General features: G+C 72.2%; 14 protein-coding genes. 6 read left to right on the top strand and 8 right to left on the bottom strand.

Annotated features, from left to right (window positions below; all coding sequences use genetic code 11):
- Positions 1 to 112 precede the first annotated feature (112 nt).
- Positions 113 to 1,339, bottom strand: a complete 1,227-nt coding sequence (locus ABD284_RS08850; RefSeq protein WP_344142129.1) for an MFS transporter — start codon at positions 1,337 to 1,339, stop codon at positions 113 to 115.
- A 224-nt stretch (positions 1,340 to 1,563) separates the two neighbouring features.
- Between ABD284_RS08850 and ABD284_RS08855 the strand changes: the two genes are divergently transcribed.
- The 6 genes from ABD284_RS08855 to ABD284_RS08880 all read left to right on the top strand — a co-directional run bounded on the left by ABD284_RS08855 (position 1,564) and on the right by ABD284_RS08880 (position 7,693).
- Complete coding sequence (locus ABD284_RS08855) at positions 1,564 to 3,153, top strand: MFS transporter (RefSeq protein WP_344142130.1); 1,590 nt, start codon at positions 1,564 to 1,566, stop codon at positions 3,151 to 3,153.
- Between the two features lie 203 nt (positions 3,154 to 3,356).
- Complete coding sequence (locus tag ABD284_RS08860) at positions 3,357 to 3,737, top strand: VOC family protein (RefSeq protein ID WP_344142131.1); 381 nt, start codon at positions 3,357 to 3,359, stop codon at positions 3,735 to 3,737.
- Positions 3,738 to 3,779: 42 nt separating this feature from the next.
- A complete protein-coding gene (locus ABD284_RS08865; RefSeq protein ID WP_344142132.1) occupies positions 3,780 to 4,160 on the top strand; it encodes a VOC family protein in 381 nt (126 codons plus the stop codon).
- 273 nt (positions 4,161 to 4,433) lie between these two features.
- Positions 4,434 to 4,649, top strand: a complete 216-nt coding sequence (locus ABD284_RS08870) for a hypothetical protein (RefSeq protein WP_344142133.1) — start codon at positions 4,434 to 4,436, stop codon at positions 4,647 to 4,649.
- A gap of 898 nt (positions 4,650 to 5,547) precedes the next feature.
- A complete protein-coding gene (locus ABD284_RS08875; protein WP_386699615.1) occupies positions 5,548 to 7,200 on the top strand; it encodes a BCCT family transporter in 1,653 nt (550 codons plus the stop codon).
- A 19-nt stretch (positions 7,201 to 7,219) separates the two neighbouring features.
- Entirely contained in the window at positions 7,220 to 7,693 is a 474-nt protein-coding gene (locus tag ABD284_RS08880) for an Hsp20/alpha crystallin family protein (RefSeq protein WP_344142134.1), read from the top strand.
- Between the two features lie 78 nt (positions 7,694 to 7,771).
- Here the strand turns inward: ABD284_RS08880 and ABD284_RS08885 are convergent, their stop codons facing one another.
- The 7 genes from ABD284_RS08885 to ABD284_RS08915 form a co-directional block, all read right to left on the bottom strand.
- Positions 7,772 to 9,106, bottom strand: a complete 1,335-nt coding sequence (locus ABD284_RS08885; protein WP_344142135.1) for a M16 family metallopeptidase — start codon at positions 9,104 to 9,106, stop codon at positions 7,772 to 7,774.
- A 139-nt stretch (positions 9,107 to 9,245) separates the two neighbouring features.
- Complete coding sequence (locus ABD284_RS08890; RefSeq protein ID WP_344142136.1) at positions 9,246 to 11,546, bottom strand: polyribonucleotide nucleotidyltransferase; 2,301 nt, start codon at positions 11,544 to 11,546, stop codon at positions 9,246 to 9,248.
- A 405-nt stretch (positions 11,547 to 11,951) separates the two neighbouring features.
- A complete protein-coding gene (gene rpsO / locus ABD284_RS08895; RefSeq protein WP_311543892.1) occupies positions 11,952 to 12,221 on the bottom strand; it encodes a 30S ribosomal protein S15 in 270 nt (89 codons plus the stop codon).
- A 325-nt stretch (positions 12,222 to 12,546) separates the two neighbouring features.
- Positions 12,547 to 13,497 (bottom strand): bifunctional riboflavin kinase/FAD synthetase, encoded by a 951-nt coding sequence (locus tag ABD284_RS08900; protein ID WP_344142137.1) that lies wholly within the window; start codon positions 13,495 to 13,497, stop codon positions 12,547 to 12,549.
- 293 nt (positions 13,498 to 13,790) lie between these two features.
- A complete protein-coding gene (truB, locus tag ABD284_RS08905; protein ID WP_344142138.1) occupies positions 13,791 to 14,678 on the bottom strand; it encodes a tRNA pseudouridine(55) synthase TruB in 888 nt (295 codons plus the stop codon).
- Positions 14,679 to 14,870: 192 nt separating this feature from the next.
- The gene (rbfA, locus tag ABD284_RS08910) at positions 14,871 to 15,311 is read right to left on the bottom strand and encodes a 30S ribosome-binding factor RbfA (protein ID WP_344142139.1); all 441 of its coding nucleotides are present in this window, start codon (positions 15,309 to 15,311) and stop codon (positions 14,871 to 14,873) included.
- A 6-nt stretch (positions 15,312 to 15,317) separates the two neighbouring features.
- Positions 15,318 to 15,614, bottom strand: a complete 297-nt coding sequence (locus ABD284_RS08915; RefSeq protein WP_344142140.1) for a DUF503 domain-containing protein — start codon at positions 15,612 to 15,614, stop codon at positions 15,318 to 15,320.
- Positions 15,615 to 15,747: the final 133 nt, after the last annotated feature.

The following is a 15,747-nucleotide window of genomic DNA, read 5'->3' on the forward strand; positions in this document are numbered from 1 at the left end:
CCGCGCCGGGCTCCCCATGCGTCCTCGCCTTCCGCGGCCGAGCCGTGCCCGCGCCCGGCCGGACCGGCGCGTTCGCGGCCGTCGGCGGGTCCCGCGCCCGGGGGCGGCGCTGTCAGCGGCCCGCTGCCGCGGCGGTTTCGCGGCGCCGTACCGGCGGCCGCCACAGCAGTGCCGCCGCGCCTCCCGCGAGCGCGGCGACCAGGCCGGATCCCGCGAATGCGGCCTCCGGGGGCAGAGCGGCGCCCGCCCAGCCGGCGAGGGGGTAGGCGGCCAGGAAGCACAGGTGGGAGAGGGAGAACTGGGCGGCGAACAGCGGCGGCAGACCGCAGTCGGCGGCGCTGTCGCGCAGAAGGCGCCCGGTGAGGGTCGCCACGAGCGAGCAGCCGGCTCCCAGCAGGGCCCAGGCCCCGGCGAGCAGGGCCGCGGTCGGCGCGATCGCCCAGCCGGCGGCGAGCGCCCCCCCGGCCGCGGCCAGCAGCGCCGGACCCGCCAGCATCACCGGCCGCACACCCGAGGGCATGGGCACCCGGGGCAGGGCCAGGGCCACGGCCATCGATCCGGCGCCGAAGCAGGCGAGGGACGCCGCCACGCCGGTGTCGGTTCCGCCGAGCGGCCCGCGCACGTAGACGACCGTGTCGACCAGCACCAGCGCCGTCGGCGCCGCGACGGCCAGGTTGAGGGCCGCCAGCGCGCGCAGCGGGGGTCGGACGGCGAAGGCGCGGACCCCCGACAGCGCTCCGGCGAGTCGTGACGGAGACCCGCGGCCGGCCGTCCCCGGCAGCCGCGTGCCCGCAACCAGCAGCGCGGAGGCGGCGAACCCGATCCCGGTGAAGGCGAACAGCGCGCTGAAGGGCACGAGCAGCAGCAGGCCGGCGGCGAGCAGCGGCGATCCGACCGCCTCCAGGTCGTAGGCCAGCCGCGACAGGGCCAGGGCGGCGGTGTAGTCGGCGTCGTCGACGATCTCGGGGATGAGCGCCTGGAACGCGGGCGTGAACGCGGCCGAGGCGGTCTGCAGCAGCGCCACCAGCGCGTAGACGTGCCAGACCTGGTCGGCCAAGGGCAGCAGCGCCACCGCGGCGGCGCGCACCGCGTCCGATCCGACGAGCACGGCGCGGCGCGGCAGGCGCAGGGTGATCCCGGCGAGCAGCGGCCCGCCTGCCACGTAGGCGACCATCTTGATCGTCAGCGCGGTCGCCATCACCCGGGAGGCGTCGTCCCCGGCGAGCCGGTACGCGAGCAGACCCAGCGCGACGGTCGCCAGCCCGGTTCCCGCCAGAGCGGCCGCCTGGGCGGCCAGCAGCCGCCGATAGGCACCCGGGCGCAGCAGCAGGCCCAGCATGTCGCACCCTCCCCGCCGGAGAACCCGATGACCGTCGCGGGTCAACATAACAAACATGTGCGTATATGCGCACTAGACATCTATGCGCACAGAACCACAGTGATGTCCGGCCGTATGGCGCACGCCACACAAGCTCCGCGGGCCGCCGCGATGACTTTCCCGCGGACTCCCGGTCCTTCCTCTGCGACGAACACGGGTTCGCCCGACGCCACGGAGGGATCGACATGGACACCACCTCACCGACCGGCGCGCCCCCTCGGGCCGGGCGGCGGGAATGGGCGGGGCTGGCGGTGCTCGCGCTGCCGACCCTGCTTCTCTCGCTCGACATGAGCGTCCTGCACCTGGCTCTGCCGCATCTCGCGGCCGACCTGCGCCCCAGCAGCAGCGAGCTGCTGTGGATCATGGACGTCTACGGGTTCATGATCGCCGGGTTCCTGATCACCATGGGCACGGTCGGCGACCGGATCGGGCGCCGCCGGCTGCTGCTGATCGGCGCCGCGGCCTTCGGCGCCGCCTCGATCGCGGCGGCCTACTCCACGAGCCCGGCCATGCTCATCGCCACCCGCACGGTGCTCGGCATCGCCGGTGCGACCCTCATGCCCTCGACGCTGGCGCTGATCAGCAACATGTTCCACGACCCGCGCCAGCGGGCGACCGCGATCGCGGCGTGGGCGAGCTGCTTCATGGGCGGGACCGCCGTCGGCCCGGTCGTGGGCGGCGTGCTGCTGGAGTGGTTCTGGTGGGGCTCGGTGTTCCTGCTGGGCGTGCCCGTCATGGTGCTGCTGCTGGTCAGCGCGCCCCTGTTGCTTCCCGAGCACCGCGATCCCGATGCCGGACGGCTGGACCTGGTCAGCGTCGCCCTGTCGCTGGCGGCGATCCTGCCCCTCGTCTACGGGCTCAAGGAGATCGCCGCGCACGGCCCCGCGCCGGTCGCCTTCGCGGCGATCGCGGCGGGCGCCGTCGTCGGTGCGCTCTTCGCACGCCGCCAGCTGCGCATGGCCGACCCCCTGCTGGACCTGCGCCTGTTCGCCGACCGCGGCTTCACCGCCGGCCTGGGCGTGATGATGATCGGCGCGGTGGCCATGGGCGGCATGTTCCTGCTCATGTCGCAGTACCTGCAGCTCGTCGCCGGCCTCACCGCTCTCCAGGCCGGGCTCTGGCTGGTGCCGCCGTCCGTCCTGATGATCGCCGGCACCATGCTGGGCCCTTGGGCGGCCCGGAAGGCGGGCAGCGCCAACGTCATCGGGGGAGGCATGGTGCTGGCCGCGGTCGGGATGCTCGTGCTGACGCAGGTCGGCGCCGCGAACGGCACGGGGCTCGTGGTCGTGGGCCTGGCCGTGGCCTGCCTGGGCCTGGGGCCGGGCGCGGCCCTGGTGACCGACGTGGTCGTCGGTTCGGCGCCGCCCGAGAAGGCCGGCTCCGCGGCCTCGATGTCCGAGACGAGCGGAGAGTTCGGCATCGCCATGGGGGTGGCGCTGCTGGGCAGCCTGAGCACCGCCGTCTACCGCGGGCTGGTCACCGTTCCCCCCGGGGTTCCGCCGGAGGCCGCGGCCGCCTCGCGCGACGGCCTCGCTTCGGCCGTCGCGGCCTCCGCGGAGCTGCCCGCCGACACCGCCGCGCACCTGCTCGCCCCCGCACGGGAGGCGTTCGCACTGGGCCTGAACGCGGCGGCCGTGGTCGGCGCGGTCGTGATGGGCGGGTGCGGCGCGGCCGCCGTCCTGCTGCTGCGCGCCCGCCGCTCCGGTCCCGCCCCCGCGCGCGAGACCGATGACGCCGGCGAAGCCGGGCACGCACCGGTCCGCGCTCAGGCGTGACCCTCCCCGGCCCGCGCGCCTCTGCGGGCGGCCGCCCCTGCGAAGGCCGGTCCGGTGCGAACCGCACCGCGCCGAAGCGATGAGTTCGCCGGGCCGCCGGAGTCGGTACCGGTGAACCGCCGCATGAGGCGGCGGCGCCCGGCCGCGGGACCGCACCGATGGTTTCCGCACCGCCGCTCACGACGACACAGAAAGGCGATCCGATGCCGAACGGAACAGGTCTCGACGGGATGCTCCTGGCCAGCCGCGACCCGGAGCGGCTGCGCGCCTGGTACGCCTCCGCACTGGAGCCGCAGGAGGAGTTCGAGCAGGACCAGTACCGCATGCTCAAGTTCCGCACCTTCTACCTGGTCATCGACCACCGCGACGACGTCGCGGCCACCAACCCCGACCCGGCGAGGGTCGTCCTCAACTTCGACGTCGAGGACGCCCGCGCCGCCGTCAAGCGCATGGAGCAGGCCGGCACCCGGTGGGTCGCTCCCCTGGAGGACCGCGACGGCAGCCTGTTCGCCACGGCCACCGACCCCGACGGCAACTACGTGCAGGTCATCCAGTTGAGTGAAGAGCACCGGAACGCGATGTAGCCGGTGGGGCGGCGGCAGCCGCCGGAGGAGGAGGAGAGCGCGATGCTCGACGCAAGCAGGGCCTTCAGCAGTTTCGCGGTCGACGACACCGCGGCAGCCGAGCGGTTCTACACCGGGACGCTCGGCCTCACGGTCACCGGTGTCGCGGGGATGGAGGAGTACGGGCTCCTCGACCTGCGCCTGGCGCAGGACCGCGGGGTGCTGATCTATCCCAAGCCGGACTTCGTACCGGCGTCCTACACGGTGATGCACTTCCCGGTCGACGACATCGACAAGGCCGTCGACGAGCTCGCGGCGCGCGGCGTGGAGTTCCTGCGCTACGACGCCTTCGAGCAGGACGCGAAGGGGATCACCCTCGGACGCCCGCGCAACGCGTGGTTCACCGATCCTGCGGGCAACGTCCTGGGACTCGTCCAGGACTGAGCCCGCCCTCGGACCCGGCGCGCGCCCCAGCCGCGGGCGCGGCGCGCGCCGGTTCCCGCCCGCCTCTCGGCGGCCCGGCGGGCCGACCGGACGGGAGAGGCGGGCGGGAGGGGCCCGGGGCCCGGGACGGAATGCCGCAGCGCCCCGGCGGACCTCCGCACCCGGGGGTTCCCGTGCGTCCTCGCCGCGTGCCCGGTGCCGGCGGAACCGGGCACCGCCCACGCCGGCCCCTCAGCGGTGAATCGTCCGTGCCGCAGCGGGTAAAGAGTCGGCATGCTGCCCTGGCTGACCCTGGAGTCGTTCCGCTCGGCTGTGCACCGGATGCTGCTGGGCGGGGCGTGGTTGTGCCCGATCCTGCCCGCCGACGCGCTCGGCGCGACTGCGGGCGTGCCCGCCCCCGCAGCACCCGCCCCCCGCGTCGAGCTAAATCCCACACGCGTCGAGGAGCTGTGGTCGGAGCTGATCCGCCGCGAGCTGCCCGACTGGTAGCGTTCCCGATCGGCCCAGGCGATCCCCTGCCCCGGACTCCGCGTGCGCCGGGCCCGCCGCGGCCCCCGCCCGGCGCGGCTCCGCCCTGTCCGTACTTTCGCAGGAGGACCGCAGTAGTGGACGGCGCAGACCGCTCCCGGCGGTGCGCGCACCGCGCCGGCACCGGAGTCCGCGGCGCCCCGTTGTGCTGCGACGAATATCGCACCCAGCCCCACATGAATCCGCCGGAACGCGGGTACAGAGCGCACAGGCACGGTCTCCGGAACCCCCGTGCGCAGCAGGGATCCTCGGTGCCGCGCCGGCCCGGGGACCCTCCCGGAGCCGACCGGGGGCCGCGGCGCCCCCGAGGGCACACCGGCCACGGCCGCACCGCCCCTATCATGGCGCCCCGGTGGCCATCGGCCGCGCGAACCGGTTCGGAGACCGCCGACCGGAGACGAACGGGAGAGGAGCGTTGCGAAAGCGAAAAACGAAAGGCGCGTCTCGCGATTTCCACCCCGTGTCGCAACCGCGGCACGCGACAGGCGCTGCGCTACCGTCTTCACGCACGAACGGAGCCGCTCATTATCGCGGAAGGTCCCGGCACGACAGCGCCAGGATCAATATCCTATAACCATTCGGCGCGCATAAGGGAAGTATGCACCGATTGGCCGTAGAGTTTCCGGTCGAGGACTGCGAATAGCGCAACGGAATTTACTCCGGCACCAGTAGCGGTCCCGTGCAGGCACCTTCACGGGGTCGGGGGGAGAGGGCCGGGCCCTGCACGCCGAAGGCGTCACAACGACGGTACCTGCCCCGGGACTCCCGGTCCGGACCTCGGGAAGGAGTTGTCATCTCTCGATTCAGGTCCTACATACAAGAACATACGAACCCACCGGTCTTCTTCGTCTCAGGCGGGATCGTCCTCGTCTTCCTGATCCTGGGCGCGCTCTTCACCAGTGGGCTCGCTACGGTCGCCAGCAGCGTACTTACGTGGATCACCACGTATTTCGGCTGGTTTTACATTATGGCGGCCACTTTCTTCCTGGTGTTTGTACTCTGGGTGATGTTCAGCCGATTCGGTAACATCCGTCTCGGCCCGGACTCGTCACGTCCGGAGTTCGGGACGACCGCGTGGTTCGCCATGCTGTTCACCGCCGGCATGGGCATCGGCCTGGTGTTCTACGGCGTCAGTGAGCCGGTCGGCTACAACGCCAATCCGGCCCATCCCAACGAGGTCACCGCCAACACGTCGGCGTCCGCCTCCGAGGCGATGAACTCCACGCTGTTCCACTGGCTCTTCCACCCGTGGGCGATCTACATCGTGCTCGGCCTGGCCCTGGGCTACTTCTGCTTCCGCAAGGGCCTGCCGATGCGGCCCGCCTCAGCGCTGTACCCGCTGATCGGCAACCGCATCTACGGGTGGATCGGCAACCTGGTCGACGTCCTGGCCGTGTTCGGCACCCTGTTCGGCCTCGCCACCTCGCTGGGCATCGGCGCCCGCCAGGTCAACGCGGGTCTCACCTCCCTGTTCGGCGTACCCAACGTCTGGTGGATGCAGGTCATCATCGTCGCGCTCATCACCAGCGTCGCGGTGCTGAGTGTGATGCTCGGCATCGACAAGGGCATCCGCCGCCTGTCGGTGATCAACCTCTGGCTCGCCGTCATCCTGATGCTTTTGGTGTTCCTGTTCGGCCCGCGGCTGTACATCCTCACCGGCATGGCCGACTTCACCGGCTTCTACCTGCAGCACCTGCCGCAGACGAGCCTCTACGTCGCCAACCCCGCGACGGACCCGAACGGCTTCGACTTCCAGCAGTCCTGGACGCTCTTCTACTGGGGCTGGTGGATCTCCTGGTCGCCGTTCGTCGGCATGTTCATCGCGCGCATCTCCTACGGGCGCACGATCCGCCAGTTCATCACCGGCACCCTGTTCGCCCCGGTCGGCGCCTCCATCGTGTGGTTCAGCGTCTTCGGCGGCGCCGGGCTGTACTACGACAACCTCAAGGACGCCGGCATCGCCGAGCAGCCCGCCGAACTGGCGCTGTTCGCCCTGCTCGACCAGCTGCCCATGCCGGAGATCATGGCTGCGCTGCTCTCGGTGCTGACGATCGTGGTGGTCGTGCTGTTCTTCGCCACCTCCTCCGACTCGGGCTCGCTGGTCGTGGACATGCTGACCAACGGCGGCGACCCCCACCCGATCAAGCTGCAGCGGTTCTTCTGGGCCGTCACGGAGGGCCTGGTCACCATCGTCCTGCTGATGTCGGCGATCGGCATGCAGGAGGGCGACGCGGACCCGCTGTCGACACTGCAGTCGGCGTCACTGGTCACCGGACTGCCGTTCGCCGTCGTCCTGATCGTCATCTGCTTCGGCATCGTCAAGGCGTTGCGAAGCGAGGACCTACGGGTAATGGTCCCCGGAACGACGCCTCCGACCCGCGGAGGCGAGAGCAGGGTGCACGTCGACCCGCCCGGCGACGTGGACCGGGCCAAGGCCCGGTCGGGGTCCGCGACCGGCTCGGCCGAGGAGCCGGGCTCGTCGTCCTCGGACAGCAGCGACAGCGGCGCTTGAGATCCAGTGAGGAATGAGCATGCCCACTAAGAGGAGAAGGACGAATCCGTTCCGCGGCGTCCTGGACATGATGAGCGAGATGAACCGCATCTCCGACACCATGTCCAACCTGGAGACCAGTTCGGCGACGGCGACGCCGCGCGGGTTCTCCGACGCATGGAGCCCGCCCACCGACATCTTCGCCCGCGGCGAGGACCTCTTCATCCGGTGCGAGCTGGCGGGCGTCATGTCCGAGGACGTCGATGTCTCGTTCTCGCACGGACAGCTCACCATCGCCGGCGAGCGCAAGCGGGACGACACCGATGTCATCTACTACGCGTCGGAGCGCTACCTGGGCAACTTCCGGCGGGAGATCACCCTGCCGGAGGGGACCGACGACGACGACGTCTCGGCCGACTTCGACGACGGACTGCTGACGATCCGCGTCGCAGGCGCCGCCAACGCCGAGGGCCCCAGCCGCATCCAGGTGAACAGCAAGAAGAAGCCCCGCTGACGCCAGCGGACTGCGCATGAACGAAGGCGCCCGGCCGATCGGATCGGCCGGGCGCCTTCGCGTCGAAAGAGGCGCGCCCTAGAAAACGCGGCCCTGGTCGTAGGGGCCGATGACCGCCAGCACCTCCGGGCCGCCCAGGACGTCCGCGGCGACCTCGGCGACGTCCTCGGCCGTCACCGCGTCGAACAGGGCGAGGTCGTCGTCCAGCGAGAAGTGCCGCGGGTAGGCCAGCTCGTGCACTGTCAGCCGCCCCATGCGGGCGTTGCTGCCCTCGGCTCCCAGCACCCATGAGCCCTTGATCTGGCCCTTGGCGCGCTCCAGTTCCTCGCCGCCGATACCGGTCGCCGCCGCCTTCGCGAGCTCCTCGCGGCACACGCCCAGCACCTCGTCGATCTTGTCGGGCAGGCAGCCCGCGTAGACCTGGAAGAGGCCGGTGTCGGCGTAGGAGCTGTGGAAGGCCTGAACGGCGTAGGCCAGTCCGCGCTTCTCGCGCACCTCCTGGAACAGCCGGGAGGACATGCCTCCGCCCAGCGCCGAGGCCAGCACGCGCAGCGCGTACCAGCGCCCGTCGGTGCGCGGCAGGCCCTCGCGTCCCAGGATCAGGTGCGCCTGCTCGGTGTCGCGGGCGACCGCCCGGGTCCCGTTGTAGGCGGGTACCCGCTCGCCGCCGATGCGCGGCCGGGCGGGCCGCGCATCGCCGGCGGCGGCGCGCTGCTCAGCGAACAGCTCGCGCACCTGCGCGACGACCGCGTCGTGGTCCAGGTTCCCGGCGGCGGCCACAACCAGCTCGCCGGGCACGTAGGCGGAGCGGTACTGCTCGAAGATGCGGTCGCGGGTCAGGGAGGCGATGGAGTCGTTGGTGCCCAGGATCGGCCGGCCCAGGGCGGAGTCGGCGTAGACGTGCTCGGCGAAGACGTCGTCGATGAGGTCGGCCGGCTCGTCCTCGTTCATCGCGATCTCTTCGAGGATCACCCCGCGCTCGGTCTCGACCTCACCGGCGTCCAGCACCGAGCCCGCCACCATGTCGCCCACGACGTCGATCGCCAGCGGCAGGTCGCGGTCCAGCACCTTCGCGTAGTAGCAGGTGTGTTCCTTGGTGGTGTAGGCGTTGTGGTCGGCGCCCACGCTGTCGAGCAGCGCCGAGATCTCCATCGGGCCGCGCCGCCGGGTGCCCTTGAACAGCAGGTGCTCCAGGAAGTGGGCGGAGCCCGCGTGGAGGGGGTCCTCGTCGCGCGAACCGGTGGTGGCCGATATCCCGAAGGCCGCCGAGCGGAGTCCGGGCATCGCCTCGGTCACGACCCGGAGTCCGCCGGGCAGGACGGTCCGCCGCACCAGCCCGGAACCGTCGCCCGGTTCCAGCAGGGTGACGGTGCTGCCGGGGTCCTGCTCGGCGGCGATGGGCGCAGAGGTCATACTCGAGTGTCGCCTTCCTGGACGTGGCGTGGGTCGGGCGGGGAGCAACCGGATGCGGTGGTGTGCCGCCGCCGGGGGCACCGACGACGCGGGGCGGCCGCACCCCAGGTGCGACCGCCCCCTCGATCCTAGGCGCTGATCAGGTGTTCTCGCCGCCGCCGCTGCGGGTGCGGCGCCGGCGTCGGGTCCCCGCCCCGCCGGAGGCGGACTCGGCGTCGTCGTCGCCCTCCTCCTCGGCCGCGGGCTCGGAGCCGTTGGCGGAGGCGGACTCGGCCTCGACGACCTCGACCGGCACGAGCGAGAGCTTGCCGCGGTCGTCGATCTCGCGGATCTCGACCTGGATCTTCTCGCCGATGCTGACGACGTCCTCCAGGTTCTCGATCCGCTTGCCGCCGTGCAGCTTGCGGATCTGCGAGATGTGCAGGAGGCCGTCCTTGCCGGGCAGCAGTGAGACGAACGCGCCGAAGGCCGTGGTCTTGACGACCGTGCCCAGGTAGCGGTCGCCGACCTCCGGCATGGTCGGGTTGGCGATGCTGTTGATCGTGTCGCGCGCCGCCTCGGCCGAGGGGCCGTCGGTGGCGCCGATGTAGATCGTGCCGTCGTCCTCGATCGTGATGTCGGCCCCGGTGTCGTCCTGGATCGAGTTGATCATCTTGCCCTTGGGGCCGATGACCTCGCCGATCTTGTCGACCGGGACCTTGACCGTGAGGATGCGCGGCGCGTACGGGCTCATCTCGGCCGGACGCGTGATGGCCTCCTGCATGACCTCCAGGATGGCCAGCCGCGCGCCGCGGGCCTGCTGCAGCGCCTGCGACAGCTGCGAGGCGGGGATGCCGTCGAGCTTGGTGTCCAGCTGCAGCGCGGTGATCAGCTCGCGGGTGCCGGCGACCTTGAAGTCCATGTCGCCGAAGGCGTCCTCGGCGCCGAGGATGTCGGTCAGCGTGACGTACTCGTCGCCCTCGCTGATCAGGCCCATCGCGATGCCCGAGACCATCTCCTTCAGCGGCACGCCGGCCTGCATCAGCGACATGGTCGAGGCGCAGACCGACCCCATGGAGGTGGAGCCGTTGGAGCTGATCGCCTCCGACACCTGCCGGATCGCGTAGGGGAAGTCCTCACGCGAGGGCAGCACCGGAAGCAGCGCCCGCTCGGCGAGCGCGCCGTGGCCGATCTCGCGGCGCTTGGGCGATCCCACCCTGCCGGTCTCGCCGGTGGAGTAGGGCGGGAAGTTGTAGTTGTGCATGTAGCGCTTGGTGCGCTCGGGGTTGAGCGTGTCGACCATCTGCTCCATGCGCAGCATGTTCAGGGTCGTGACACCCAGGATCTGGGTCTCGCCGCGCTCGAACAGGGCCGAGCCGTGCACCCGCGGCACCACGGAGACCTCGGCGCCGAGCTGGCGGATGTCCTTGGGGCCGCGGCCGTCGATGCGGACCTTGTCGCGCAGCACGCGCTCGCGCATGAGCTGCTTGGTCAGCGAGCGGAACGCCGCGCCGATCTCCTTCTCGCGGCCCTCGAAGTCCTCGCCGAGCTTCTCGGCGGCCAGAGCCTTGACGCGGTCCAGCTCCGTCTCGCGGTCCTGCTTCTCGGCGATGGTCAGCGCCTCGCTGAGCTGGTCGCGCACCGCGGTCTCGACGGCGCCGTAGACGTCGTCCTCGTAGTCCAGGAAGATCTGGAACTCGCCGACCTCCTTGGCGGCCTGGTCGGCCAGCGCCTGCTGGGCCCGGCACAGCACCTTGATGAACGGCTTGGCGGCCTCAAGGCCCTCGGCGACGGTCTGCTCGTTGGGGCCCACCGCGCCGTCGGCCACGAGCTGCAGGGTCCGCACCGTGGACTCGGCCTCAACCATCATGATCGCGACGTCGCCGTCGTCGAGGACGCGGCCCGCCACCACCATGTCGAAGGTGGCCTCCTGCAGCTCGGTGTGGGTGGGGAAGGCCACCCACTGGCCGCGGATCAGCGCCACGCGCACGCCGCCGATCGGGCCCGAGAAGGGCAGGCCGGCGAGCTGGGTGGACATCGACGCGGCGTTGATGGCGACCACGTCGTAGAGGTGCTCGGGGTCGAGCGACATGATCGTCTCGACGACCTGGATCTCGTTGCGCAGGCCGTGCTTGAACGACGGCCGCAGCGGGCGGTCGATCAGCCGGCAGGTCAGGATCGCGTCCTCGGACGGACGCCCCTCGCGCCGGAAGAACGAGCCGGGGATGCGCCCCGCGGCGTACATGCGCTCCTCGACGTCGACCGTCAGCGGGAAGAAGTCCAGCGACTCCTTCGGGCGCTTGGAGGCCGAGGTGGCCGAGAGCACCATGGTCTCGTCGTCGAGGTAGGCCACTGCGGAACCGGCGGCCTGGCGGGCCATGCGGCCGGTCTCGAAGCGGATGGTACGGGAGCCGAAGGTGCCGTTGTCGATCACGGCTTCGGCGGAATACGCGCCCTCCATGGGCGTCCTCCTCATACAGGGTTACGGCTGTTCGGACTCGTCCCGCGCCCGTAGCCCCGGAGGATTGTCGAGAGTCGCCGCCGCCCGGCGGCGCGGGCGGCTCGATGCCTGCCGGCGCAGCAGGACCGGCGGCGGCCGGCCATCGATCGAAGCCTGCGGCTCGCCCTGGGACAGGCCGCAGACCACTACCGAGGACCGGCCTCGACACGGCAGCCGAGGCGGGGAGCGCGGGAGCGCTCTGCCACGAGCCTTGTCGGCTCGGTGCGGTCTTCTGTGCGGTTGTAGCGTCGGCCCGCCCGGCGGGAGCCGCCACTTGGGACGATACCCGCCGATCGGGGCCGAGGCCGATAGGTCCACACTACTAAGAAGGGGAGTGGCCCCGGCCACTCCCCTATCGCCGCGTCGTCAGCGGCGCAGCCCCAGCCGCTGGATCAGCTGGCGGTACCGGTTGATGTCCTGCTTCTGGATGTACTTCAGCAGGCGCCGGCGCCGGCCGACCATCAGCAGCAGCCCGCGGCGGCTGTGGTGGTCCTGCTTGTGGGTCTTGAGGTGCTCGGTCAGCTCCGTGATGCGGTGGGTCAGCAGTGCGACCTGGACATCGGGGGAGCCGGTGTCGCCTTCCTTCGTGCCGAAGTCGGCGAGGATCCTCTGCTTGGTGGCGGCGTCGATCGACACGTCGCTCCTTCTCGGATAATCGGTACGCAGACGTCAGGGACCCCGGCGCGCTTCGATCGGATCGGCAGCGAGCACGGGCCGGTGACCACGCGTACGAACAGTCACCGTCAGCGGTCCGGAAACTCCCGCGGCGAGCCGGCGGGCGCCGCATCCGGATGCTCGGCCCGACATGCGGGCAGGTGTATGCGGCCTTCGTCGGCCAGTCTATAGCACCGCGCGGGCCGCCGGGACACGGCGCGGTCCGGCACGATGCGGCCGCGCCCCCGCGGACGTGCGCCGCGGCCTGCGCCCTTGCCGCGCCGCTCCACCGCCGCCCCGGGAGGCCTCAGGACTCGGCCGCCAGCTCCCGCGCCCGGTCGACGTCGCGCGCCATCGCCTCGATCAGTTCGTCCACGCTGTCGAAGCGCAGCTGGCCGCGGATGCGGTGGGTGAACTCCATGGCCATGGGCCGCCCGTAGAGGGCGAGGTCGTCGCGGTCCAGCGCGTAGCCCTCGACCGTGCGCGCCGCGCCTTCGAAGGTCGGGTTGGTGCCCACCGAGATCGCGGCGGGCCACACCGCGTCGGTACCGGGCTCGGCGTCGCGGAGCAGCATCCGCCCGGCGTAGACCCCGTCGGCGGGCACTGCGGTGCCGGCGGGGTGGTCCAGGTTGGCGGTGGGAAAGCCCAGCAGCTCGCGGCCGCGCGCCGCGCCGTGCACGACCACGCCCTCGACCCGGTGCGGTCGGCCCAGCTCCAGTCGGGCGCCCTCGACGTCGCCGCCCTCCAGCGTCGCGCGGATGCGCGTGGAGGTGACGGTGTCGGCGCCGGCGACCAGCGGCAGACCCTCGGCCGCGAAGTCGTACTTCTCCCCCAGCTCGCGCAGGGTCTCGACGGTGCCTGCGGCGCGGTGCCCGAAGCGGAAGTCCTCACCGACGACGACGGCCGCCGCGCCCAGGCCCTCGACCAGCACCCGGCGCACGAAGTCGTCGGCGCTCAGGCGGGACAGCTCCGCGGTGAAGGGCAGCACGCACACCGCGTCGGCCCCGCACTCGGCCAGCAGTTCGGTCTTGCGCGGCTCGGGGGTCAGCACCGCGGGCGGCTCGCCGCCGCGCACGACGGCGTCGGGGTGGGGCTCGAAGGTGACCACCACGACGGGCAGCCCCAGCTCGCCGGCGCGCTCCACAGCGGTGCGCACGATGGCCTGGTGCCCGCGGTGCACGCCGTCGAAGACGCCGATGGTCACGACGGAACGGCCCCAGTCGCGGGGCACCTCCTCCAGACCGTGCCAAGCCCGCACGTCCAACAGCTCCCCTCCGGATGCGTCGCCTCGTCCGCTGCCCAGGTTCGCACGGCCGCGCGGGCTCTGCGCGCGCGGGCGGCCGTGTCCCGGCCCACACGGGCACGCGGGTCCGGGCGCGGCGCGCGCGGCCGTGTACCCCCGGCCGCGCTCGGCTCAACCGTACCGCCCGAGCGGACGGGGGCGGCGTAGCGAGGCCGCGGCGCGGCAGGGCCTGCGGGTCGGCGGAACGGGCCGCGGACGCCCGGTGGAGGCGCGGCTCGCGTCCCTGCGCCGTCCCCCGAGCGGTGCGCTCAGGCCGCCTCGAACACCACGATCGGCTTGGCGTAGCCCGGGCGGTCCTCGGCCAGCGCGACGACGGTGCCGTCCTGTGCGAACAGCCCGACGGGGCCGGGGCCCTGCTCGCCGGGCGAGATCCGGTTGCCGTGGGCGATCCTGCGCACCTCGTCGGAGTCGAGCACCCGCACGGGGAACGCCGACGCGACCGCCTGCGCCAGCGGCACGGCCGTGAACTCCTCGGCCAGCTGCTCCAGAGTGCGGGCCTGGGAGATGTCGTAGGGGCCGACGCGGGTCCGGCGCAGGGCGATGAGGTGGCCGCCCACGCCCAGCGCGGCGCCCAGGTCCCGCGCCAGCGCGCGGATGTAGGTCCCGCTGGAGCAGGTGACGCGGGCGTCGACGTCGACGAACGCGCCGTCGGGGCCGTCGACGCGCCGGACGTCCTCGACCGCGAACTCCGAGACCGTCACCTCGCGGGAGGCCAGTTCGACCTCCTCGCCCGAGCGCGCGGACTTGTATGCGCGCCTGCCGTCGACCTTGATCGCGCTGAACTGCGGCGGAACCTGGCTGATGGTCCCGGTCAGCGCGGCGGCGCCGGCCAGCACGGCCTCGTCCGCCACGGCGGAGGCGTCGGTGCGCGTGCCCGCCTCGCCCTCGGCGTCGTCGGTGTTGGTGGTCAGCCCCAGGCGCAGCGTCGCGGTGTAGGCCTTCTCGGTGAGGGTGAGGTGCCCGAGCAGCTTGGTGCCCTTGCCGATACCGAGCACGAGCACGCCGGTGGCCATGGGGTCGAGCGTGCCCGCGTGGCCGACCTTGCGGGTTCCGGCCAGTCGGCGGGTGCGGGCGACCACATCGTGGGAGGTCCAGTCGGCCGGCTTGTCGACGATCACGACGCCGCTGTCGGTCATGGGGGTCGGGTTTCCTTGTCCGGACGAGTCGCCCCGCGTTCCGCGCGGGGAGACGGGGGCGGCCGGACGGAGCAGGCGCTCCGTCCGGGGGCGGGAGGCCCGCCGGAACCGACGCCTCCGCCGACCGGGCGCGTGCGGCGCCGGCCGGCGGAGGTGTGCGGGCCGGGCACGGGTGCCGCGGCGCCGGAGGATCTACTCCTCGTCGTCTTCGGGCCGCCGCGGCTCCTTGTAGGGGTCGGGGTCGCCCGCCGGCGTGGCGGCGGAGGCGGCCTGGGCCACCTCGGCGTCGGAGAGGCGGGCCTGCGCCAGGAGCGTCTCGATGTGCTCGGCGTTGCGCTGCACATCGTCGCTCTTGAACGTCAGGCTCGGCGTGTGCCGCAGGCCCGTCTGGCGGCCGACCTCGGTGCGGATGATGCCCTTGGCGCTCTCCAGGGCCGCCGCGGTGCCGGCTTTCTCCTCGTCGGAGCCGAACACCGTGTAGTAGACCGTGGCGTCGCGCAGGTCGTTGGTGAGCCGCGCGTCCGTCACCGTGACGAAGCCCAGGCGCGGGTCCTTGACCCGGCGCTCCAGCATCTCCGCGACGATCCGCTGAATGCGGTCGGCGAGTTTGCGCGCTCGTGCGGCGTCAACCATCGTTCTCTAGTCTTCCTCTGGGCTGAAGAGCCGCTGCCTCGCGGAGAGCAGCTCGACCTCGGGGCGCTCCGCGACGAGCCGCTCGCATGTGTCCAGCAACTGCGAGCAATGGGCTGCGGTTGCGGCCACGACGGCCACACCGATCTCGGACCTGCGGTAGAGGTCCTGGTCGCCGGTCTCGGCGACCGACGCGGAGCACGCGCGCTGCAGCTCGGCCACGATGGGCCGCACCACCGAGCGCTTCTGCTTCAGGGAACGCACGTCTCCGAGCAGGATGTCCAGTGTCAATGCCCCGACGAACATGCGCCCACCCTGTGTGCCGCGCGCCGCGGATCGCGATTCAGATGTCATGTGGCGGCCGCATGACGGAGCGGCCGGACCGGTCGTGGAAGAAGAAGGGCGGCGCCGACCCGCGGACCCCCGGCCGGACGGCCGG

It is taken from the genome of Streptomonospora arabica, assembly GCF_039531585.1.
Classification (GTDB): Bacteria; Actinomycetota; Actinomycetes; order Streptosporangiales; family Streptosporangiaceae; genus Streptomonospora; species Streptomonospora halophila.